Here is a 19,864-nt window from a genome sequence, read left to right on the forward strand (position 1 = left end):
GCAGTAATACGAAACATCTTAACATCTTTTTTAGATCATTATATCAATCTTTTTTCTATTGTCCAACATATGCGACAGAACCTTTTATAATACCCAATGCCGGATTATACTTTACTAATCCCCATTCAATCCCTCTCTTAAATATGCCTGAAAATCTTGTAGCACATTTATTGTCCCACTTTGGGAGAAAAACCCCGCACTTGCAGTGCGTCGTTTCAACATAAATTTTAAATATCTTATCAAGAAAAGATAAGAATGAATCATACAGATATTTTTTAACAAAATCTTACACTTCACAGATATATTCTTTTTGTGTTGTGACACTTTCTAAATGAGCCATATACAAATAGTTTCTAACTTTTAAGTTAGTACATACATTAGGCATTCATGCCGTAATATTAAGCTCTGCACTTGCAGTGCAGAGTGGTTAACTGGCCATTACTTTTTTACCAGCCTTGGTGAGATCATTAAAAATCTTTTGGATATCATCTTTCTGTATAGTGGATATCTTTCTGTCATAGAGATGTTTTGCTTGCCTATCAATATCAGCAATGACATCTTTCCAACGCTCTATCTTATGCTTAGCATAGTCTTCAATATATATGTCAAATAGCTCTTTAAAGGTTAATTCATTATATTGTTTATTAGTTGATTTTGCATGAAGGTCTATACCTTTAGCAATTTGATTTTTTAAATCTACTATCTTTGATCTTGCTTCTATAACTGACACATCAGGGAAAGAACCTAGTATAATTTTGTAACGGATACCCTTAATTGTCTTGGCTAGAAAAAAACTTTTAGTTCCTAAATACGATACGTTTAAGACTAACCCCTTTTCTTTGGTATCTCTATAAACATGTTGGACAATTTCAGGACGAATAATTTTGCCTTTATGATCTTTTGTAAATTCAGGAGGGATAATTTTATCTATAGCCTCTTTAGTAAAATTAAATGAATTGCTTGCCATACGTACCTAATTAAATAAATTCTAGTTATTAAATGGTTAAGCTAAATCTAATTTTTCTAAAATATTTTAAAGGATAGTTGAATATTTAACCTCAGATTGGCTTAATCGATGATTAATTACCGCTGACAAAAGTAATTTGCAAGCACTAATTTATATTAATGAAGATTCAAAAAAATTTAAATAAAAATTTGTTAAAAATACTATTTTGATATGTGTTTTATATGTGCTTTTTCCGACAAAAATGCTAGAAATTAATTGTAAATTGACAAGTGATTTAATGTTAGATACTATATCGAGTGTTGATTTAATTAATAGGAGGAAATACTATGAAATCTAGGCTTTTGACAATAGAAAAACCTCGAGAGATAGGGATGTTACTATGCCTATTTGGCGGGAGTGACGGGGTTCGAACCCGCGACCTTCTGCGTGACAGGCAGACGCTCTAACCAACTGAGCTACACCCCCTTTATCAGGCTTACTATGATATACTACTCGTAAATGAAGAGTTGATAGACGAAGATCAAAATTATGATAGTAGCAGGAATCGAAGGGTCAAGGAGCGGAGAGTACATTTAGTACGTGGCTACCTACGATCCCTGAAGACGACAACGCAATTCTTGATTTTCATCGAGTATATATAGGTAAGCCGTAATATATATAAAGTCAACTACCCTGTCAAGAACTCATCAGTAACTAATTTAACTTGATTGCTTATATTAGAAAGTCTCCCCGTCAAAAGTCTAGAAGGATAATATATAATATGCTTAGCAGATAAAAATATATAGAGAATCCATAAGAAAAAGCTATAATATTGGCAAAAAACTTAAGGATTATCTGATTAATGCCGATAGAAAATATAACAAAGTTGCAAAGACAAGGACAACTTTTTGGTTACAAACTGACCGAAGAATTAAACCACAATAATAAATTATATAAATTAAGATCATTAATAAATTGGTCTAGTTTAGAGGAATGGTTGTCAGCAAATGTTGATATTAAGAAATTTGGTAGGAATCGCAGATGTCACCGCCTGTTACTTGGGGTGACTATGCTGCAAGCGATGTATAACCTGTCAGATGCAGCGACTGAGGAAGAGTTAAGAGAGAACGTATATTGGCAGTATTTTTGTGGTTGGGAATATTTGCAGAAAGATGCTGAAATATCAGAAGCTAGTATCCGTCGGTTTCGTACTATATTAGGAGAAGATGGCTACAATGAGATATTAAAGGAGCTGATAAGAATCGGATGCAAAGCAGGTGTAGTAAAAAAAAAGACTTAGCATCGATAATAGTTGATACTACTGTACAAATTAAGAATATTAAGTATCCCCATGATGTGTACTTGATGGATAAGGCAAGAATAGAGCTAGTAAAGCTATGTCATGCCTTAGGCATCAAGTTAAATGAAACATATGCCAAGCAATATAAAAGAGATATATTAAAATTATGGAAATATAAGGATAATAGTAAAGCCAAGAAGCGTAAGAAAATAATGAGGCATTTAAAAGTATCAGGAGTTTCGCAGTTAGCAAAATTGCGAATCAGCTAAAAGGCATCTAATGTTGTTCTGAATTGATGTTTTTATAACTTCCCAAGTTTGTTGATATAAAGTAATTTTTTCATTTATCCTCCTTTTGTTCATATCGAGCCAAGCAAATACGGCAAGGCAAATATGATTTCTCTGAGCTCGACCCGTGCGTGCCTGACAGCGTTCAATACCACAAGTTTGTTTTAATTCTCGATGATAAACTTCTATAGACCACCGTGCCTTAACAATTTTCTCTATTTGTTCACGTGTTGGATTTTCTAAGTTAGTTGTTATGTAATCAATGCGACCATTTTTTGCCACAAACTTAAATACCGTAACCCAACCGTATCCACGTAGGTGAATTTTTAGTCCCTCATCAGGAATCTCTAAACTTTCTAAGCTAACATTATGATTAACTTTTCTATTTTTTCTTAGGTTACTAACCCATGTCCAACCTAAATTACGTATATGTTTCAAATTCTCCAAACCGCTATACCACGCATCCATTACTACTGCATCAGGATTGATCCCTCTTTCCTTAGCTAAAGTAAGCATATCACAAAAATGCTCATTCTTTGTTTTTCCATCAGTTTCTTTATCATATATTCTATAATCTACAGGGGTAGATTGATCAGTTTTAGCATTGTAATGCAGTAAGTTGACCATCCCTATACCAGGTATAACATCATGTACAGCTCCAGAATATTGATAATGTACAAGCTCAATTTTCTTACTGTATTGCTTTGACAATAACGTGTCATCTCCCACTAATAAACAAGAAGCTTCCCTATCAATATATTTTGACACTTCTCTGTAGATCCCGCTAGGGCGGAAATCCTTACTATTTAACCATCGACTTGCACTATCATGAGATAGGTTTATTGGACTTACTTCAGATAATGCTTTACCACTATATCTTACGCTACTTGCTTGTAAAAATGATTTATATAAGTCTTTGCTACATTTTGATCTTGCCATGCTTAACTAAAACTCTTTCTTGCTAGATTAACATATTTTTTGCTAAGTGCGAAACTCCTGAGTATTACTGGGTCGTTTAGTTAGGATATGTCAGCGAGAAATAGCTAAAGCAAAGTTAAGTTTATCGGCAAGACAACAAGAAATACTGAATAAGATAAAAAAGATACAAGTACAATCTATATTGAGTAAAGCAGAAAAAGAACAATATAAAGAAGAGAAGAGAATAAAATATTATATAGTTTTCATGCACCGGAGGTAGAGTGCATTGGTAAAGGGAAATTAAACAAGCCATACGAGTTTGGTAATAAGGTTTCGATAGCAGTAAGTGGTCGGGGTAACTTTGTATTAGGGACAAAATCTTTTCATGGCAATCCATATGATGGGCATACATTATCGGAGACTGTAGAGATTGTAAAAGAATTAACAGGAGTTGAAGTAGCAAGAACCTTTGTTGACTAAGGTTACAAGGGGAATAATTTTAAGGAGAAGGGCAAAGTGTATAGCCCATATTGCAAGAAGAAACTATCGTCAGATGATAAGGCAATGCTCAAGAGACGGAGTGCCATAGAACCGATAATAGGGCATCTTAAAAGTTATGGTAGAGTTGGCAGAAACTACCTGAAAGGGGTAATAGGAGATGTCATTAATCCGTTAATTTCCGCTGTAGGATTGAACTTACGGTGTATTGCGAATCATTTACTCAAAACAAATTTTTCTACATAGAAATTAGTCAGTAAAAAAATAATCAAATAATTACAAAATCGTTAATAAATCATCATGCAAAAATTCTCTAAAAATCATCTTTTTGTACCAAAAATTTAAATCAAAAAAATTAAACTCTCAAATTTTATACAAGAATTTTTGGCTAAGGTATTAAATTTTGAATTTTTCTTAATTTTTAGCACTTTTGACGGGGAGACGATTTAGTTTCTAGAGTTTGTATATTATGAGTTCGATCAAATAATTTAATCAATGCCACATCATATTTTTCTTGTTGAAGTAATATATCTAATGTTTCCGCCGAGCTAATCTTCCCGTGAGGCTTGTTCCTGCTTAAGTCTTCTACTTGACTAGCAACCTGCTTCCCAAAGATATAGGCAATCATCTTTTCGGTAAGTTCTGTATCTTCGATGGTATCATGTAGTATGCTGGTAACAATAATGTCAGTGCGGAAAAGATAATCAGAAATCATATATGCTACCTCTAGTGGATGGGAGTAATAAGGCTCGCCTGACTGGCGCATTTGGCTGCCATGATATTTCTTGGCGTAATATATTGCTTTTTTGACTTCGTTAATATCTATTGGACGATTTACTTCCTCATTCATCTTACACGTCAGTTCGGGATAAGATTTAGATGAAATAGTAATAGATAAAAGGATTGTCAAAAAGGAGTGCCTGCAGTATTTATATTTTTAAACAAAAAAACAAACTACAGGCATGAGAAAAGATATCACAGAATTATATAGTTTTATAGATGATTTTTGTAAAATTTATTTGGAGTATGAACAGAGAAAGTTATTACCATCAAATAAGCAAAGAAATCGCTGTTGTAGCATGAGTCTAAGTGAAATGTTAACAATAATAATTATGTTTCATACATCCTATGCTAAGAATTTTAAATTTTTCTATAAAAGTTATATAGAGTGCATGGATAAGGATGATTTTCCCAAAGCCTTGAGTTATAATAGATTTGTTGAATTAATGGCACGATTATTCATACCGCTAAATATGTTGATTCCAGGAGTTTCGCAGTTAGCAAAATTGCGAATCAGCTAAAAGGCATCTAATGTTGTTCTGAATTGATGTTTTTATAACTTCCCAAGTTTGTTGATATAAAGTAATTTTTTCATTTATCCTCCTTTTGTTCATATCGAGCCAAGCAAATACGGCAAGGCAAATATGATTTCTCTGAGCTCGACCCGTGCGTGCCTGACAGCGTTCAATACCACAAGTTTGTTTTAATTCTCGATGATAAACTTTATAATGGACTGAAAAAATTAGACAAAGAAGCAGGTATTTTTGTTTCTCAATAAGTATAGAATAATAAATAAAATTAAAGAGAAACAAATGGGTAAAAAACAAATTAAAAATTTTAGTGCAGAAGCAAAAACTAAAATAGTATTAGAGATGTTAAAAGAAGAATCAACAATAGGTCAGTTATCGGTCAAATATGAAGTAACGGCTAAAACTATGCAAAACTGGAAACGACAATTTTTAGATAATGCGTCATTGGCATTTGAGCCAGCAAAAGCTGTTAGTGAGTACAAAGGGCAGATTAGTGAACTTAAGAATCAAAACGATGAACTTGCAAAAGCATTAGGTAAGGCTACAGTCGAGAGGGACTGGGCGGTGGGAAAGCTAAACAGCTTGGACTTATCAAATAAGAAAAGTCTTGTCGACCCCAAGCTGAGTACGTTAGCAAAGACAAGGCAATGTGAACTATTAAAGATAAGCAGATCTGGAGTATATTATAAAGCTAAAGTAATGAGCTTATATAATCTTGATATTTTAAATAGAATAGATGAAATATATACGGATAACCCTGAGTATGGTTATCGTTATATATACAAACAATTATTGGAAGACGGCTTTAATGTGGGCAGAGATAGGGTGCTTAAATATATGGGAATAATGGGTATAGAAGCTATTCATCCTCATAAAAAGCAATCTACTTCTGTGAAGGATGGTCAACATAAAATTTATAGCTATTTGCTTGAGCCGTACTGGCACAAATCAGGAACGAATAGAACTATTCATGTACCTTATGTTAATCAAGTGTGGAGTGGTGACATTACTTATATTAGAACTAACGGAGGATTTATGTATCTTGTGGCGATTATAGATTGGCATAGTAAGGCAATACTAAGTTATAAAGTATCTAATTCTATGGATGCATCACTTGTAACCGATGTATTAAAAGATGCACTGAATAAATACCCTGCACCACAAATATTCAATAGTGATCAGGGTAGTCAATATACTGGACATGAGCATACGGGAATTCTAAAAGAGAATAATATACAAATCTCAATGAACGGTAAGGGTAGAAGCATTGATAATATTGTGATTGAAAGATTTTTTAGAACTTTAAAATATAATTGTATATTTATAAATGATTTTAAAAATATCGCAGAACTTAAAGATGGTATTGATAAATACATGGATAAATATAACAATCAAAGATTCCATTCAAGTATTGGTTATAAAAAACCGATGAACGTGTATCTTGATTACTTACAAAATGCAGCTTAAAAATTATGTAAAATGGGAAACAAAATTAGTGAAAAATTTGTCTTGAAAAATCAGTCCAGTTTCCTTCTATAGACCACCGTGCCTTAACAATTTTCTCTATTTGTTCACGTGTTGGATTTTCTAAGTTAGTTGTTATGTAATCAATGCGACCATTTTTTGCCACAAACTTAAATACCGTAACCCAACCGTATCCACGTAGGTGAATTTTTAGTCCCTCATCAGGAATCTCTAAACTTTCTAAGCTAACATTATCAGGAGTTTCGCACTTAGCAAAAAATATGTTAATCTAGCAAGAAAGAGTTTTAGTTAAGCATGGCAAGATCAAAATGTAGCAAAGACTTATATAAATCATTTTTACAAGCAAGTAGCGTAAGATATAGTGGTAAAGCATTATCTGAAGTAAGGTATACTTGCAGCAAAACTGCGTAACACTATCTAATTTTTTTGCTAGTATGAATTTATTGTCCCACTTTGGGAGAAAAACCCCGCACTTGCAGTGCGTCGTTTCAACATAAATTTTAAATATCTTATCAAGAAAAGATAAGATAAGATAAGATATTTTTTTAACAAAATCTTACACTTCACAGATATATTCTTTTTGTGTTGTGACACTTTTTAAATGAACCATACACAAATAGTTTCTAACTTTTAAGTTAGTATATACATTAGGCATTCATGCCGTAATATTAAGCTCTGCACTTGCAGTGCAGAGTGGTTAACTGTATAAATTTGGGTTTCTACTATGCAAATATCACCGATTAATCAAAACTTACGCTATGTTTTATGATAAGTGGCTTTGTACTGAGATATTATTAAAATTCTTTACTATGAAAAAATGGCTTTCAGCCAAGGTTTTTAGTCATACTTGAGATAACATAGCGTAAGTTTTGTAATAAAAACTAGTTGAAAAAGTACCAATTATATTATAACATTTGAAATATTAATAATAATGATAATTAATCAAATGAAAAAACCAAAAGTAGCGACCTTAAGTGCTGAAGAACGAGAAGAACTAATACAACATGTCAAGGAAAGTTCATTAACGGGAGATGAACAGCAAACGATAGTAGAACTTGTGAAATTTTGTAATGAGCTAATAGACAAGCTAGCATCATCAAATATCAGTATAAATAAGCTTAAGGAAATGCTGATTGGTTTTAAGGCAGATAACAAAAAAAAGATAGTTCAGATTCATTAAAAGAACCGCCAAGTGAATCTGATAACGGGAATGGTGGTAATGAAGAAGAGTGCGATAAGCCCAAAAAGATAGATCGTAGTAATTGGCAAGGTAAATATGGGTTTGATGATTATAAGGATGCGAATACCAGCTATTTAACTCCTGAGAATTTTTGTAGTGGTGATAGCTGTCCTCACTGTTGTAATGGCAAACTATATAATAGTGAAGCTAGAAAATTGCTACAATTTACAGGTAATGCTCCAATTACAGTCAACAGATATGTAAAGAAAACGCTACGTTGTAATGCTTGTGATTATATAGTTATGAACAATAAAAATATCAACAAATGGACAAATAGTAGCAGAAGTGCAATAGTGTTACAAAAGACCTATGGTACTCCTTTCTACCGTTTATCTAGGCTGCAAAGTTTAAGTGGTGTTCCTGTGGCATATAGCTCGCTCTGGCAACAATATTTAGATGTTTGGCAAGAAGGTGGTGGAGCTGAAATTTACGGGGTATTATTGGAAATGGCTGCCGAATGTAGTTCACTGAACCTTGATGATACTAGAGCTAGGATTTTAGAAATTACTATAGCCAATAAGAAATTACGTACTCAAAATAAGAAAGGACGCAGCTGTTATACTACTACAATATGTGCTAAGACTGTAAATAATGAGGTGATAGTTTTATATTTTACCGGTAATAGGCATGGTGGAGAAAATATAGGTAACGTACTAAAGAATCGTAAGAATAGAACAGATTCTATCCAATTAATGACTGACGCAAGTAACAATAATAACCCGGTATTATCAGAAGCAGATCAAGAATTACTGGCAATAATAGTGATGATCAATTGTTTGTCACATGGTCAGAGAAAATTTACAGAGAATGAACTATATTACCCTGAAGAATGCGGATATTTTCTCAAACAAACACGAGGGATTTACCACAATGAACATCAATGTAAAGAGATGAGTCCTGAAGAAAAACTTGGGTATCATCAGGAACATAGCAGTAAATATATAGAAAACATATATAACAAAATAGACGAATTATTTAACGACAAGAAAGTTGAGCCTAATAGTAGGCTTGGACAAGCTATGAAATATTGGATAAATAATAAAGAAGGTTTGACCCAATTTTTAAAAATCCCAGTTAGCAATCTTGATAATAATTGGGCTGAGAGATCACTGCGTACCATTATTTTACAAAGGAAGAATTCATTATTCTTTAAAACAATCAATAGTGCTGAGATACATAGTGGTCTGTATAGTATAGTAAAGACTTGTAGTGAGAACGAGATCAATGCCTTTAAATATTTAAATTGGCTACAAGAGCAGAGTAGCAAAGCAAAGAAGCGTCCTGCGAATTATACGCCTTTTGCCTATGCAAGATATATGAATAATACGGAATTAATCGAGACAGCAGCTTAAACGACAGGAAGCCAATCATTAGAGAATTTGGCAGAACTAGGATCACCATTATGAATAAGAATGTGTAAGGTTCTATAACAAATTTGATAAGATGAATTATCAGATGGGAAAAGTTTTGCGGTAAATTTACCTTTGGATAGGCGTTTAGAGCATAGCCAAAAGCCTTGACCGTCAAAGGACAAAATTTTAATGGCAGTTCTGTTTTTATTGTCCCACTTTGGGAGAAAAACCCCGCACTTGCAGTGCGTCGTTTCAACATAAATTTTAAATATCTTATCAAGAAAAGATAAGAATGAATCATACAGATATTTTTTAACAAAATCTTACACTTCACAGATATATTCTTTTTGTGTTGTGACACTTTCTAAATGAGCCATACACGAAACTGGACTGATTTTTCAAGACAAATTTTTCACTAATTTTGTTTCCCATTTTACATAATTTTTAAGCTGCATTTTGTAAGTAATCAAGATACACGTTCATCGGTTTTTTATAACCAATACTTGAATGGAATCTTTGATTGTTATATTTATCCATGTATTTATCAATACCATCTTTAAGTTCTGCGATATTTTTAAAATCATTTATAAATATACAATTATATTTTAAAGTTCTAAAAAATCTTTCAATCACAATATTATCAATGCTTCTACCCTTACCGTTCATTGAGATTTGTATATTATTCTCTTTTAGAATTCCCGTATGCTCATGTCCAGTATATTGACTACCCTGATCACTATTGAATATTTGTGGTGCAGGGTATTTATTCAGTGCATCTTTTAATACATCGGTTACAAGTGATGCATCCATAGAATTAGATACTTTATAACTTAGTATTGCCTTACTATGCCAATCTATAATCGCCACAAGATACATAAATCCTCCGTTAGTTCTAATATAAGTAATGTCACCACTCCACACTTGATTAACATAAGGTACATGAATAGTTCTATTCGTTCCTGATTTGTGCCAGTACGGCTCAAGCAAATAGCTATAAATTTTATGTTGACCATCCTTCACAGAAGTAGATTGCTTTTTATGAGGATGAATAGCTTCTATACCCATTATTCCCATATATTTAAGCACCCTATCTCTGCCCACATTAAAGCCGTCTTCCAATAATTGTTTGTATATATAACGATAACCATACTCAGGGTTATCCGTATATATTTCATCTATTCTATTTAAAATATCAAGATTATATAAGCTCATTACTTTAGCTTTATAATATACTCCAGATCTGCTTATCTTTAATAGTTCACATTGCCTTGTCTTTGCTAACGTACTCAGCTTGGGGTCGACAAGACTTTTCTTATTTGATAAGTCCAAGCTGTTTAGCTTTCCCACCGCCCAGTCCCTCTCGACTGTAGCCTTACCTAATGCTTTTGCAAGTTCATCGTTTTGATTCTTAAGTTCACTAATCTGCCCTTTGTACTCACTAACAGCTTTTGCTGGCTCAAATGCCAATGACGCATTATCTAAAAATTGTCGTTTCCAGTTTTGCATAGTTTTAGCCGTTACTTCATATTTGACCGATAACTGACCTATTGTTGATTCTTCTTTTAACATCTCTAATACTATTTTAGTTTTTGCTTCTGCACTAAAATTTTTAATTTGTTTTTTACCCATTTGTTTCTCTTTAATTTTATTTATTATTCTATACTTATTGAGAAACAAAAATACCTGCTTCTTTGTCTAATTTTTTCAGTCCATTATAGTTTTGCTGCAGGTATACGAAGTAAGTCCAATAAACCTATCTCATGATAGTGCAAGTCGATGGTTAAATAGTAAGGATTTCCGCCCTAGCGGGATCTACAGAGAAGTGTCAAAATATATTGATAGGGAAGCTTCTTGTTTATTAGTGGGAGATGACACGTTATTGTCAAAGCAATACAGTAAGAAAATTGAGCTTGTACATTATCAATATTCTGGAGCTGTACATGATGTTATACCTGGTATAGGGATGGTCAACTTACTGCATTACAATGCTAAAACTGATCAATCTACCCCTGTAGATTATAGAATATATGATAAAGAAACTGATGGAAAAACAAAGAATGAGCATTTTTGTGATATGCTTACTTTAGCTAAGGAAAGAGGGATCAATCCTGATGCAGTAGTAATGGATGCGTGGTATAGCGGTTTGGAGAATTTGAAACATATACGTAATTTAGGTTGGACATGGGTTAGTAACCTAAGAAAAAATAGAAAAGTTAATCATAATGTTAGCTTAGAAAGTTTAGAGATTCCTGATGAGGGACTAAAAATTCACCTACGTGGATACGGTTGGGTTACGGTATTTAAGTTTGTGGCAAAAAATGGTCGCATTGATTACATAACAACTAACTTAGAAAATCCAACACGTGAACAAATAGAGAAAATTGTTAAGGCACGGTGGTCTATAGAAGTTTATCATCGAGAATTAAAACAAACTTGTGGTATTGAACGCTGTCAGGCACGCACGGGTCGAGCTCAGAGAAATCATATTTGCCTTGCCGTATTTGCTTGGCTCGATATGAACAAAAGGAGGATAAATGAAAAAATTACTTTATATCAACAAACTTGGGAAGTTATAAAAACATCAATTCAGAACAACATTAGATGCCTTTTAGCTGATTCGCAATTTTGCTAACTGCGAAACTCCTGATTATGATTAACTTTTCCAGGAGTTTCGCACTTAGCAAAAAATATGTTAATCTAGCAAGAAAGAGTTTTAGTTAAGCATGGCAAGATCAAAATGTAGCAAAGACTTATATAAATCATTTATAATGGACTGAAAAAATTAGACAAAGAAGCAGGTATTTTTGTTTCTCAATAAGTATAGAATAATAAATAAAATTAAAGAGAAACAAATGGGTAAAAAACAAATTAAAAATTTTAGTGCAGAAGCAAAAACTAAAATAGTATTAGAGATGTTAAAAGAAGAATCAACAATAGGTCAGTTATCGGTCAAATATGAAGTAACGGCTAAAACTATGCAAAACTGGAAACGACAATTTTTAGATAATGCGTCATTGGCATTTGAGCCAGCAAAAGCTGTTAGTGAGTACAAAGGGCAGATTAGTGAACTTAAGAATCAAAACGATGAACTTGCAAAAGCATTAGGTAAGGCTACAGTCGAGAGGGACTGGGCGGTGGGAAAGCTAAACAGCTTGGACTTATCAAATAAGAAAAGTCTTGTCGACCCCAAGCTGAGTACGTTAGCAAAGACAAGGCAATGTGAACTATTAAAGATAAGCAGATCTGGAGTATATTATAAAGCTAAAGTAATGAGCTTATATAATCTTGATATTTTAAATAGAATAGATGAAATATATACGGATAACCCTGAGTATGGTTATCGTTATATATACAAACAATTATTGGAAGACGGCTTTAATGTGGGCAGAGATAGGGTGCTTAAATATATGGGAATAATGGGTATAGAAGCTATTCATCCTCATAAAAAGCAATCTACTTCTGTGAAGGATGGTCAACATAAAATTTATAGCTATTTGCTTGAGCCGTACTGGCACAAATCAGGAACGAATAGAACTATTCATGTACCTTATGTTAATCAAGTGTGGAGTGGTGACATTACTTATATTAGAACTAACGGAGGATTTATGTATCTTGTGGCGATTATAGATTGGCATAGTAAGGCAATACTAAGTTATAAAGTATCTAATTCTATGGATGCATCACTTGTAACCGATGTATTAAAAGATGCACTGAATAAATACCCTGCACCACAAATATTCAATAGTGATCAGGGTAGTCAATATACTGGACATGAGCATACGGGAATTCTAAAAGAGAATAATATACAAATCTCAATGAACGGTAAGGGTAGAAGCATTGATAATATTGTGATTGAAAGATTTTTTAGAACTTTAAAATATAATTGTATATTTATAAATGATTTTAAAAATATCGCAGAACTTAAAGATGGTATTGATAAATACATGGATAAATATAACAATCAAAGATTCCATTCAAGTATTGGTTATAAAAAACCGATGAACGTGTATCTTGATTACTTACAAAATGCAGCTTAAAAATTATGTAAAATGGGAAACAAAATTAGTGAAAAATTTGTCTTGAAAAATCAGTCCAGTTTCATTTTTACAAGCAAGTAGCGTAAGATATAGTGGTAAAGCATTATCTGAAGTAAGTCCAATAAACCTATCTCATGATAGTGCAAGTCGATGGTTAAATAGTAAGGATTTCCGCCCTAGCGGGATCTACAGAGAAGTGTCAAAATATATTGATAGGGAAGCTTCTTGTTTATTAGTGGGAGATGACACGTTATTGTCAAAGCAATACAGTAAGAAAATTGAGCTTGTACATTATCAATATTCTGGAGCTGTACATGATGTTATACCTGGTATAGGGATGGTCAACTTACTGTATTACAATGCTAAAACTGATCAATCTACCCCTGTAGATTATAGAATATATGATAAAGAAACTGATGGAAAAACAAAGAATGAGCATTTTTGTGATATGCTTACTTTAGCTAAGGAAAGAGGGATCAATCCTGATGCAGTAGTAATGGATGCGTGGTATAGCGGTTTGGAGAATTTGAAACATATACGTAATTTAGGTTGGACATGGGTTAGTAACCTAAGAAAAAATAGAAAAGTTAATCATAATGTTAGCTTAGAAAGTTTAGAGATTCCTGATGAGGGACTAAAAATTCACCTACGTGGATACGGTTGGGTTACGGTATTTAAGTTTGTGGCAAAAAATGGTCGCATTGATTACATAACAACTAACTTAGAAAATCCAACACGTGAACAAATAGAGAAAATTGTTAAGGCACGGTGGTCTATAGAAGTTTATCATCGAGAATTAAAACAAACTTGTGGTATTGAACGCTGTCAGGCACGCACGGGTCGAGCTCAGAGAAATCATATTTGCCTTGCCGTATTTGCTTGGCTCGATATGAACAAAAGGAGGATAAATGAAAAAATTACTTTATATCAACAAACTTGGGAAGTTATAAAAACATCAATTCAGAACAACATTAGATGCCTTTTAGCTGATTCGCAATTTTGCTAACTGCGAAACTCCTGTTTTCTATTTTTTCTTGAGTCTGTCCTATAGTTTGTGTAAGTTGCAAAGAAAGCAGTAAGAGATTACTGTAAAAAAAGTAACTTAAGCAAGCAAGGAGGAATTATGGCTAAAAAATTAGATACAGATAAAGATACATTAGACATCAGTAATCAGCTAGTAGAAGAATTATTATCAAAAGCAGATCCATCGGAGTTATTTGGTCGAGATGGTTTATTGTCCCACTTTGGGAGAAAAACCCCGCACTTGCAGTGCGTCGTTTCAACATAAATTTTAAATATCTTATCAAGAAAAGATAAGAATGAATCATACAGATATTTTTTAACAAAATCTTACACTTCACAGATATATTCTTTTTGTGTTGTGACACTTTCTAAATGAGCCATATACAAATAGTTTCTAACTTTTAAGTTAGTACATACATTAGGCATTCATGCCGTAATATTAAGCTCTGCACTTGCAGTGCAGAGTGGTTAACCTGGATATTGCATGAAGGTGGTATTTATAAAAATAAAATGGCAATATCGCTTATAAGTGGTCATGGATATGGAGTCAATCATTTAATTTGTGTAAGTTCATTTTTTATTTTCCAATAAATCATATTTAAAATCTCCACAAAGTATTTCAAATTGATTTAAAGCTAAAGACCAATCTTTAATAGGCATGGTCCATTTTTTGGCTGCATTTTGTAGGGATAAAAATATTATTTTTTGAATTGACTTATCATCTGGAAACACCCCCTTATTTTTGATAATTTTTCTAATTTGACGATTTACAGATTCTATAGTGTTAGTAGTATAAATTACCTTTCTGATCTCTTCAGGAAAGGCAAAAAACGGTATTATCCCAGACCAATTACGTTGCCAAATATCAGAAATTACCGGATATTTTTTATCCCATTTTACACCAAATTGCTGAAGTTTTAAACGTGCCATTTCGTCATTATTAGCTGTATAAATTTGTTTTAGATCTGATGTGACCTCTTTTAAATCTTTATATGACACATACTTTACTGAATTGCGAACCATATGTACAATACATAATTGTACTATAGGGTTCTGTCGCATATGTTGGACAATAGAAAAAAGATTGATATAATGATCTAAAAAAGATGTTAAGATGTTTCGTATTACTGCAAGATTATTATCATATTTCAAAGGATTTTGTTCTTCACCAGAAATAATAATGTTATTTGTCTATATGAAATGCCGATTTTCTTTAAGTTATCGAGATTTGGAAGAAATGATGAGTATAAGGGGAGCAAAAATTGATCACTCTACATTACAAAGATGGGTTATAAAATTTGTACCATTGATAGATCAGGTGGTTAGAAAAAGAAAGAAGCCAGTTGGTAGTAGTTGGAGAATGGATGAGACTTATATTAAATTAAACGGTAAATGGGTTTATTTATATAGAGCACTAGATAGTCTTGGTAATACTGTAGACTTTCTGCTACGTAAGCATAGAGACAAGCCTGCAGCACTTGCATTTTTTCGTAAAGCCTTTAGAGAGAATAATTTTCCTGAGAAAGTAGTAATTGATAAAAGCGGTAGTAATACGGCTGCTCTTAATGATTTGAATACAGAAGTTCCTAAAGATTATAAAATTAAGGTTATTCAGACCAAATACCTGAATAATCTTGTAGAACAAGATCATAGGTTTATCAAAAAACGTACAAAGCCAATGCTTGGTTTTAAGAGTTTTCATTCTGCAGAAATGACTATTACCGGTATAGAAAATATTCGTATGATGCAAAAAAGACAAATAATTGGAGCTAATGATAATCTTTCTACTTTTGAGAATTTTGCTATGTTAATGGCATCATAATGTCCAAAACCTTAGTTTTAACAATCTTGATGTAGTATGATTTATAGATGCGACAAAACCGTTTAGTAGATCTTTTTTTCTTTGAATCAATGGAAATGTTATGGGAGATATTAGCTGGCAAACGAGATTACAGAGTCCCGCCAATATAGATTCGACCTATCAAAAGCTTTTTCTAGAGCAATAGACTTATTTATTGCTAACCGTTGGTTTTTACCAAATTGATTACAATAACGTGAATTATGATAAGTTTGTCTCAATAACAACCAGCTGAAGCTGGTGGGTTGATATCTAGACTGGAAGTCGCTATTACTCTAAAGAGATATTACTAATGCCTGTGCTATCTCTCTGATCCTAATTCTTATAAGTTACCCTGCAATACTTTTGTAGCGATATTTAGTGATCCAAACAACATGAAAGCGATGGTAAAATACAGTGTGGCTAGTCTTGTTATAATCTGTCATATATGATATTTTAATATACATGAAGAGCTTGCTCTTATGTATATTAAAATATCATATATTCAAGTTATAGTGAATTGAAATATTAGAACAAGGACTGAAGTCTTTCCCAGCTGAAGCTGGGGGTTTTAACCAAAAAGGTGACTATAAAAATATTTATAGAATTCAAGAAAATACATACAAATCTTTAACAAAAAAATAGATTATTCGTCTTAAAGTTGAGTGGGTCGCAATGCTAAAATTTCTCTATGTATCTATAATGTCATATTTGCAATTGCTGAATGGGAAGTGTAAAGGAATGATTTGATATTAACTGAAGTAATTGAGATTTAACTTACATTTGATAAAATAAATAAATTGTTAAATGGAGGTTCAAATGAATTTGAATCAAAAAATAGTTAACCACTCTGCACTGCAAGTGCAGAGCTTAATATTACGGCATGAATGCCTCATGTATGTACTAACTTAAAAGTTAGAAACTATTTGTGTATGGCTCATTTAGAAAGTGTCACAACACAAAAAGAATATATCTGTGAAGTGTAAGATTTTGTTAAAAAATATCTTATCTTATCTTTTCTTTTCTTGATAAGATATTTAAAATTTATGTTGAAACGACGCACTGCAAGTGCGGGGTTTTTCTCCCAAAGTGGGACAATAAAACCAAAACTAGGATTATTAGAATTTGTGATTTATCAAATAAAAAATTTACCTATAAACTAGATTATTTAATATTTAGTAGTTTGTGAGTTTTATGGTATAATGAGTAACATGTAAAACTATAACACCTCTTCAATAAATTACTATTTATGGCTATTACTAAGTTTCTCGATCCTAAAAATGATATTGCCTTTCGCCGTATATTTGGCTCGGAGAAAAATAAAGATATTCTTATTCATTTCATTAATGATGTGCTAGAGCTGAAAGGTAATGATAGAATCAAAGAAGTAACATTTTTACCTACTATTCAAGAACCAGAGATTGCTTCAAAGAAGCAAAGCATAGTAGATGTGTTATGTAAAGATGAAAATGGAGTGCAGCTAATTATTGAGATGCAGGTATCTCCGCAAGAAGGATTTGAGAAGCGAGCACAATATTATGCAGCAAAAGCCTATTCACGGCAGTTAAATAAAGGTAAGAAAGAAGGAGCTAGATATATAGATTTAAAGGCTATAATATTTATTGCTATTAGCGATAATATTATATTTAAAGACAAAGTATTCTATAAGTCTGATCATATTATTTTGGATAAAGATAGCTATGCCCATGATTTAAAGGATTTTTCTTTTACTTTTATTGAGCTACCGAAGTTTAAAATCACAGATATAAATTTACTGACCAACATAATCGAGAAGTGGTGTTATTTCTTTAAGCACGCAGATGAAACAAGTGAATCCGACTTACGTAAGATCATAGGATCAGATCAAGTAATAGAGAGAGCTTATGAAGAATTAAACCAGTTTAACTGGACGGAAAAAGAATTGTTAACTTACGAGCAAGAAACTAAACGTATCATGGATAATAAAGCAGCAGAAGATTACCTAATAGAAACTGCTAAAGCTGAAGGTAAAGCTGAAGGTAAAGCTGAATTGGTAAAGATACTGTTACAGAATGGCAATTCTGTGGAGTCAATTGCTAAGATGACAGGTATGTCTATTAAGGAAATCAAGGAATTATTAAATATACAGATACAATAAGAAAGGGAAGCATCTCCTATTTTTTATGTGTGATTTATAGAGCTTGTTACAACAGAAATATAAGATAAAATTACGACTTATCTTTTTGTAGAAGTCAAGATTTGATCTTACAGACCCCATAAATTAACTTATTAGATTGTCTGTCCGGCAAAACTCTATAAGTCTTATAGATAATAGGGTTTAATGGCAGAAAATAATAAAGAAATCCATAAGAAAATGTTAAAATATGCTAATAAACCTTATGGATTTCAGTCAATATGCCAATAGAAAATATTATCAAATCACAAAAACAAGGAAAACTTTTTGGTTATAAATTAAAAGAAGAATTAAACTCAAATAATAAGCTATATAAATTAAGAGAATTAATAAATTGGTCTGGTCTAGAAGAATGGTTATCAAAAAATGTTTCTATTAAGAGATTTGGTAGAAATAGAAAATGTCATAGAGTGATGCTTGGTGTAACGATGCTACAAGCAATGTATAATTTTTCAGATTCATTAGCAGAGGAAGAACTAAAAGAAAACATGTATTGGCAATATTTCTGTGGGTGGGAATATATAGAAACAGATATAGCGATGTCGGAAACTAGCATAAGAAGATTTCGTAATTTATTAGGTGAATCTGGATATAACGAGATATTAGCAGAGTTGATAAGAGTTGGAATAAGAACTAACACAATTAAAAAAAAAGATTTGGAATTGATAATTGCTGATACAACGGTACAAATTAAGAATATCAAGCACCCACATGATGTTTATTTAATGGATAAAGCTAGGCTTAGTATTGTGAAGCTTTGCCAAAGTTTGGGTATAAGTTTAAACGAAACCTACGCTAGAACCTATAAGCGAGATATAATAAAGCTCTGGAAGTATAAAGAGCATAGCAAAGCCAAGAAGCGTTGGAAAATAATGAAGCATTTAAAAACGTTACTTGGTCGTTTGGTTAGAATATGTGAGCGTGAGATAAAAAATCAGAAATTAAACTTATCTATCAGAGATCAAGAAGTATTGAAAAAAGTAAAACAAATACATAGCCAATTTGTTTTAAAAAGAGAAGAGAAAAAGCAATACAAAGAACAGAACAGAGTTAACCACTCTGCACTGCAAGTGCAGAGCTTAATATTACGGCATTGAATGCCTCATGTATGTACTAACTTAAAAGTTAGAAACTATTTGTGTATGGTTCATTTAAAAAGTGTCACAACACAAAAAGAATATATCTGTGAAGTGTAAGATTTTGTTAAAAAAATATCTTATCTTTTCTTGATAAGATATTTAAAATTTATGTTGAAACGACGCACTGCAAGTGCGGGGTTTTTCTCCCAAAGTGGGACAATAAAATATTGTATAGTTTTCATGCCCCTGAGGTAGAGTGTATAGGGAAGGGAAAACGCAACAAGCCATATGAGTTTGGCAGTTAACCACTCTGCACTGCAAGTGCAGAGCTTAATATTACGGCATGAATGCCTCATGTATGTACTAACTTAAAAGTTAG

24 protein-coding genes, 1 tRNA gene and 1 pseudogene are annotated in these 19,864 nt (G+C 32.4%); 14 read left to right on the forward strand and 12 right to left on the reverse strand.

Translation table 11 applies throughout. The features are described from left to right. Window positions 1-114 precede the first annotated feature (114 nt). The 3 genes from AAHN00_RS05730 to AAHN00_RS05740 form a co-directional block, all read right to left on the reverse strand. Window positions 115-324: a hypothetical protein gene (locus tag AAHN00_RS05730; protein WP_342272378.1), complete on the reverse strand. Its 210-nt coding sequence runs from the start codon at window positions 322-324 to the stop codon at window positions 115-117. Between the two features lie 103 nt (window positions 325-427). Beyond that, window positions 428-967 carry an Arm DNA-binding domain-containing protein gene (locus AAHN00_RS05735; protein WP_342272379.1) on the reverse strand — a complete coding sequence of 180 codons (540 nt, stop codon included), beginning with the start codon at window positions 965-967 and terminating at the stop codon, window positions 428-430. Window positions 968-1,355: 388 nt separating this feature from the next. After that, window positions 1,356-1,432 (reverse strand) — tRNA-Asp (locus AAHN00_RS05740). A gap of 376 nt (window positions 1,433-1,808) precedes the next feature. On the opposite strand from AAHN00_RS05740, the gene AAHN00_RS05745 reads away from it, so the two are divergent. Both AAHN00_RS05745 and AAHN00_RS05750 read left to right on the forward strand, forming a co-directional pair. Beyond that, complete coding sequence (locus tag AAHN00_RS05745; protein ID WP_342270975.1) at window positions 1,809-2,246, forward strand: transposase; 438 nt, start codon at window positions 1,809-1,811, stop codon at window positions 2,244-2,246. Then, window positions 2,213-2,515, forward strand: coding sequence for a hypothetical protein (locus AAHN00_RS05750; RefSeq protein ID WP_342272380.1), 303 nt, complete (start codon window positions 2,213-2,215; stop codon window positions 2,513-2,515). Before AAHN00_RS05745 ends, AAHN00_RS05750 begins: the two co-directional genes overlap by 34 nt. On the opposite strand, the gene AAHN00_RS05755 is transcribed toward AAHN00_RS05750, so the two are convergent. Then, complete coding sequence (locus tag AAHN00_RS05755) at window positions 2,492-3,472, reverse strand: transposase (RefSeq protein WP_342271025.1); 981 nt, start codon at window positions 3,470-3,472, stop codon at window positions 2,492-2,494. The genes AAHN00_RS05750 and AAHN00_RS05755 overlap by 24 nt on opposite strands. Before the next feature lie 495 nt (window positions 3,473-3,967). Here AAHN00_RS05755 and AAHN00_RS05760 point away from each other — a divergent pair, with 495 nt between their 5' ends. Next, window positions 3,968-4,195 (forward strand): hypothetical protein, encoded by a 228-nt coding sequence (locus AAHN00_RS05760; RefSeq protein ID WP_342272381.1) that lies wholly within the window; start codon window positions 3,968-3,970, stop codon window positions 4,193-4,195. Window positions 4,196-4,376: 181 nt separating this feature from the next. On the opposite strand, the pseudogene AAHN00_RS05765 reads toward AAHN00_RS05760, so the two are convergent. Continuing rightward, window positions 4,377-4,835: pseudogene (locus tag AAHN00_RS05765) on the reverse strand (HD domain-containing protein); the annotation flags it as partial. Between the two features lie 76 nt (window positions 4,836-4,911). Between AAHN00_RS05765 and AAHN00_RS05770 the strand changes: the two are divergent. Continuing rightward, window positions 4,912-5,250 carry a hypothetical protein gene (locus AAHN00_RS05770; RefSeq protein WP_342272382.1) on the forward strand — a complete coding sequence of 113 codons (339 nt, stop codon included), beginning with the start codon at window positions 4,912-4,914 and terminating at the stop codon, window positions 5,248-5,250. On the opposite strand, the gene AAHN00_RS05775 is transcribed toward AAHN00_RS05770, so the two are convergent. Beyond that, the gene (locus AAHN00_RS05775; protein WP_342272383.1) at window positions 5,227-5,541 is read right to left on the reverse strand and encodes a hypothetical protein; all 315 of its coding nucleotides are present in this window, start codon (window positions 5,539-5,541) and stop codon (window positions 5,227-5,229) included. The two genes, AAHN00_RS05770 and AAHN00_RS05775, sit on opposite strands and share 24 nt — an antisense overlap. Between AAHN00_RS05775 and AAHN00_RS05780 the strand changes: the two genes are divergently transcribed. Next, window positions 5,542-6,726: an IS3 family transposase gene (locus AAHN00_RS05780; RefSeq protein ID WP_342270912.1), complete on the forward strand. Its 1,185-nt coding sequence runs from the start codon at window positions 5,542-5,544 to the stop codon at window positions 6,724-6,726. A gap of 25 nt (window positions 6,727-6,751) precedes the next feature. Here AAHN00_RS05780 and AAHN00_RS05785 read toward each other — a convergent pair whose 3' ends face one another. Then, window positions 6,752-6,889, reverse strand: coding sequence for a hypothetical protein (locus AAHN00_RS05785; RefSeq protein ID WP_342272384.1), 138 nt, complete (start codon window positions 6,887-6,889; stop codon window positions 6,752-6,754). A gap of 284 nt (window positions 6,890-7,173) precedes the next feature. Beyond that, window positions 7,174-7,338 carry a hypothetical protein gene (locus tag AAHN00_RS05790; protein WP_342272385.1) on the reverse strand — a complete coding sequence of 55 codons (165 nt, stop codon included), beginning with the start codon at window positions 7,336-7,338 and terminating at the stop codon, window positions 7,174-7,176. A gap of 352 nt (window positions 7,339-7,690) precedes the next feature. On the opposite strand from AAHN00_RS05790, the gene AAHN00_RS05795 reads away from it, so the two are divergent. Together AAHN00_RS05795 and AAHN00_RS05800 are read left to right on the forward strand one after the other, a co-directional pair. Continuing rightward, on the forward strand, window positions 7,691-7,924 hold the full coding sequence (locus AAHN00_RS05795; RefSeq protein WP_250310741.1) for a hypothetical protein: 234 nt from the start codon (window positions 7,691-7,693) through the stop codon (window positions 7,922-7,924). A 215-nt stretch (window positions 7,925-8,139) separates the two neighbouring features. Then, the gene (locus AAHN00_RS05800; protein ID WP_342272386.1) at window positions 8,140-9,336 is read left to right on the forward strand and encodes an IS66 family transposase; all 1,197 of its coding nucleotides are present in this window, start codon (window positions 8,140-8,142) and stop codon (window positions 9,334-9,336) included. Here the strand turns inward: AAHN00_RS05800 and tnpB are convergent. Beyond that, window positions 9,333-9,518 carry an IS66 family insertion sequence element accessory protein TnpB gene (gene tnpB, locus AAHN00_RS15020; protein ID WP_410521371.1) on the reverse strand — a complete coding sequence of 62 codons (186 nt, stop codon included), beginning with the start codon at window positions 9,516-9,518 and terminating at the stop codon, window positions 9,333-9,335. The genes AAHN00_RS05800 and tnpB overlap by 4 nt on opposite strands. Before the next feature lie 262 nt (window positions 9,519-9,780). Further along, complete coding sequence (locus AAHN00_RS05805; protein ID WP_342270912.1) at window positions 9,781-10,965, reverse strand: IS3 family transposase; 1,185 nt, start codon at window positions 10,963-10,965, stop codon at window positions 9,781-9,783. 91 nt (window positions 10,966-11,056) lie between these two features. Between AAHN00_RS05805 and AAHN00_RS05810 the strand changes: the two genes are divergently transcribed. The 3 genes from AAHN00_RS05810 (at window position 11,057) to AAHN00_RS05820 (ending at window position 14,379) form a co-directional block, all read left to right on the forward strand. Beyond that, entirely contained in the window at window positions 11,057-11,968 is a 912-nt protein-coding gene (locus AAHN00_RS05810; protein WP_342272387.1) for a transposase, read from the forward strand. 220 nt (window positions 11,969-12,188) lie between these two features. Next, a complete protein-coding gene (locus tag AAHN00_RS05815) occupies window positions 12,189-13,373 on the forward strand; it encodes an IS3 family transposase (RefSeq protein WP_342270912.1) in 1,185 nt (394 codons plus the stop codon). 196 nt (window positions 13,374-13,569) lie between these two features. Further along, window positions 13,570-14,379 (forward strand): transposase, encoded by an 810-nt coding sequence (locus AAHN00_RS05820; protein ID WP_342272388.1) that lies wholly within the window; start codon window positions 13,570-13,572, stop codon window positions 14,377-14,379. A 157-nt stretch (window positions 14,380-14,536) separates the two neighbouring features. On the opposite strand, the gene AAHN00_RS05825 is transcribed toward AAHN00_RS05820, so the two are convergent. Both AAHN00_RS05825 and AAHN00_RS05830 read right to left on the reverse strand, forming a co-directional pair. After that, on the reverse strand, window positions 14,537-14,761 hold the full coding sequence (locus AAHN00_RS05825) for a hypothetical protein (protein ID WP_342272389.1): 225 nt from the start codon (window positions 14,759-14,761) through the stop codon (window positions 14,537-14,539). 205 nt (window positions 14,762-14,966) lie between these two features. After that, window positions 14,967-15,548 (reverse strand): transposase, encoded by a 582-nt coding sequence (locus tag AAHN00_RS05830; RefSeq protein WP_342272390.1) that lies wholly within the window; start codon window positions 15,546-15,548, stop codon window positions 14,967-14,969. Between AAHN00_RS05830 and AAHN00_RS05835 the strand changes: the two genes are divergently transcribed. From AAHN00_RS05835 to AAHN00_RS05850, 4 genes are all read left to right on the forward strand, one after another. Continuing rightward, window positions 15,511-16,218, forward strand: a complete 708-nt coding sequence (locus AAHN00_RS05835; protein WP_342270905.1) for an IS6 family transposase — start codon at window positions 15,511-15,513, stop codon at window positions 16,216-16,218. The two genes, AAHN00_RS05830 and AAHN00_RS05835, sit on opposite strands and share 38 nt — an antisense overlap. Window positions 16,219-17,258: 1,040 nt before the next feature. Then, a complete protein-coding gene (locus tag AAHN00_RS05840) occupies window positions 17,259-17,396 on the forward strand; it encodes a hypothetical protein (RefSeq protein ID WP_342272391.1) in 138 nt (45 codons plus the stop codon). A gap of 86 nt (window positions 17,397-17,482) precedes the next feature. After that, on the forward strand, window positions 17,483-18,370 hold the full coding sequence (locus AAHN00_RS05845; RefSeq protein ID WP_342272392.1) for an Rpn family recombination-promoting nuclease/putative transposase: 888 nt from the start codon (window positions 17,483-17,485) through the stop codon (window positions 18,368-18,370). A gap of 257 nt (window positions 18,371-18,627) precedes the next feature. Beyond that, window positions 18,628-19,503 carry a transposase gene (locus tag AAHN00_RS05850; protein WP_342272393.1) on the forward strand — a complete coding sequence of 292 codons (876 nt, stop codon included), beginning with the start codon at window positions 18,628-18,630 and terminating at the stop codon, window positions 19,501-19,503. Window positions 19,504-19,864: the final 361 nt, after the last annotated feature.

Origin of the sequence: Candidatus Tisiphia endosymbiont of Parasteatoda lunata (assembly GCF_964030955.1) — a bacterium.
In the GTDB taxonomy this organism is placed as follows: Bacteria; Pseudomonadota; Alphaproteobacteria; order Rickettsiales; family Rickettsiaceae; genus Tisiphia.

Coding starts and splice junctions, on each gene's coding strand:
- AAHN00_RS05735 (WP_342272379.1), bottom strand. CDS start 967: ATGGCAAGCAATTCATTTAATTTTACTAAAGAGGCTATAGATAAAATT.
- AAHN00_RS05745 (WP_342270975.1), top strand. CDS start 1,809: ATGCCGATAGAAAATATAACAAAGTTGCAAAGACAAGGACAACTTTTT.
- AAHN00_RS05750 (WP_342272380.1), top strand. CDS start 2,213: ATGCAAAGCAGGTGTAGTAAAAAAAAAGACTTAGCATCGATAATAGTT.
- AAHN00_RS05755 (WP_342271025.1), bottom strand. CDS start 3,472: ATGGCAAGATCAAAATGTAGCAAAGACTTATATAAATCATTTTTACAA.
- AAHN00_RS05770 (WP_342272382.1), top strand. CDS start 4,912: ATGAGAAAAGATATCACAGAATTATATAGTTTTATAGATGATTTTTGT.
- AAHN00_RS05780 (WP_342270912.1), top strand. CDS start 5,542: ATGGGTAAAAAACAAATTAAAAATTTTAGTGCAGAAGCAAAAACTAAA.
- AAHN00_RS05795 (WP_250310741.1), top strand. CDS start 7,691: ATGAAAAAACCAAAAGTAGCGACCTTAAGTGCTGAAGAACGAGAAGAA.
- AAHN00_RS05805 (WP_342270912.1), bottom strand. CDS start 10,965: ATGGGTAAAAAACAAATTAAAAATTTTAGTGCAGAAGCAAAAACTAAA.
- AAHN00_RS05815 (WP_342270912.1), top strand. CDS start 12,189: ATGGGTAAAAAACAAATTAAAAATTTTAGTGCAGAAGCAAAAACTAAA.
- AAHN00_RS05835 (WP_342270905.1), top strand. CDS start 15,511: ATGTTTCGTATTACTGCAAGATTATTATCATATTTCAAAGGATTTTGT.
- AAHN00_RS05845 (WP_342272392.1), top strand. CDS start 17,483: ATGGCTATTACTAAGTTTCTCGATCCTAAAAATGATATTGCCTTTCGC.
- AAHN00_RS05850 (WP_342272393.1), top strand. CDS start 18,628: ATGCCAATAGAAAATATTATCAAATCACAAAAACAAGGAAAACTTTTT.